1 protein-coding gene is annotated in these 1,145 nt (G+C 64.9%); it reads left to right on the top strand.

All coding sequences use genetic code 11. The features are described 5' to 3' along the window. The coding region (locus tag IEY43_RS18000) for an HNH endonuclease (protein ID WP_188950401.1) at positions 1 to 1,122 on the top strand (1,122 nt) is incomplete at its 5' end. Positions 1,123 to 1,145 lie beyond the last annotated feature (23 nt).

The raw sequence follows: 1,145 nt of genomic DNA, 5'->3' as shown, positions 1-1,145 counted from the left end.
CTGCGCCGCGTCCGCAACCTCATCCCCGACATGCCCTACCTCTTCTCCCGCTTCGAACACGGCCACCTCGGCGAAGACCTGATCCTGGCCATCATGACACCCCTGGACGACTCCACCACCGCCGAACGCACCGAATTCGACCGCTTCTACCAACAACACCCCGACCTCTTCGACGGCGCCAGCACCACCCAAGCCAAAGACACCGCCCAAAAAGCCGTCGACCTCATGCGCGAAACCCCACGCACCGAAGAACTCGAACACGCCACCGCCGAACGCTACCTACGCATCCGCAAAGGCAAGGACTGCATCCACATCAACGGCAAAGTCTCCCCCGAAATCGGCCTCGCCCTGGACGACTTCCTCACCCGCGAAGTCAACAAGGCCCTCGCCGCCGGAGACCCCCGCTCCCGCAGCCAACTGCGCGCCGATCTATTCACCCGCGCCATCACCGGCCACCAGCTCGATGAACCCCTGCCGATCACCTTGCACGTCAACCTGGTCATGACCGACCGGGCCCTGTTCCTGCGCACCCCCGACACCGCCAGCCTGCCCGGCTACGGCAGCATCCCGGCCGAATACGCCCGCCAACTCATCGCCGACCTGCAAGCCACCCGCGGCACCACCCCACCCCAGCACATCCAGGAAAACTTCTCCGCCCGCGTGCACGCCTACCCGATGTTCCGCCGCCTGTTCATGGCCCCCAACTCCCAGGACCTGGTTACCATGGACTCCCGCGAACGCAGCTACCAAGGCCAACTACGCCACCTGATCCAACTGCGCGACCAGTTCTGCCGCACCCCCTACTGCACCAACAAACCAGAACACCTGGACCACGTACAACAAGCCGCCAAAGGCGGACGCACCAGCTTCAGCAACGGCGCGTTCAAATGCGCCAGCTGCAACCTCGCCAAGGAAGCCCCCGGCTGGGAAGAAGAGGTCGAATCCAGTGCCCCGCACCGCATCCGCATCCGCCCCACCTCCGGGGTCGAATACGTCTCCTCCAGCCCGCCGACCACCGGCATGGGCCGGCTGAACCGCATGCTCTTCCACGGCGAACACCTCATCCCGCCAGTCCCGGTGAAATACCCGCCACCCGATCCCGACGGCATCACCATCTACTAACCCGCTGGCAGCATCACCAGCCA

Source organism: Glutamicibacter protophormiae (genome assembly GCF_014647495.1).
In the GTDB taxonomy this organism is placed as follows: domain Bacteria; phylum Actinomycetota; class Actinomycetes; order Actinomycetales; family Micrococcaceae; genus Glutamicibacter; species Glutamicibacter protophormiae.
Note: the sequence above shows the minus strand (reverse complement) of the source record. Positions and strands in the feature narration are given on the sequence as shown.